The sequence below is a fragment of the Photobacterium sp. DNB22_13_2 genome (assembly GCF_052873915.1).
The window spans coordinates 1-261 of record NZ_JBNNXU010000172.1; the positions used below are offsets into that span (position 1 = coordinate 1).

The 261-nt window shown below is 65.5% G+C and carries 1 protein-coding gene; it reads right to left on the reverse strand.

Going from position 1 to position 261, the window contains the following annotated elements:
• Positions 1 to 261 (reverse strand): hypothetical protein (locus tag ACVA58_RS28250; protein ID WP_446513549.1); only part of this gene is annotated, 261 nt, incomplete at both ends.

Below are 261 nucleotides of genomic sequence, written 5' to 3' on the forward strand. Positions count from 1 at the left end.
GCTGCAGGAGGCCCGCCCGCTCGACGTCAAATTCCTGCGGGACATCGATGGCCGACGTCGCAAACAGTGAGAGTTGCTCACCCGGTTCCAGCAACCCGTACAGTGCCTGCCATGCGGCGGGCATCGCATCAGGGCTCGCAGCGATGGCAGCAAACGGCGTCACGTCGGCACGGTAGCGGCAGGCAAGCGGGCCACCTTGCCGGAAGCGCAGATGACCGCTCGCCAGCGATGACCAGATGGGGTTGTCGAGCAGGTGCGTAT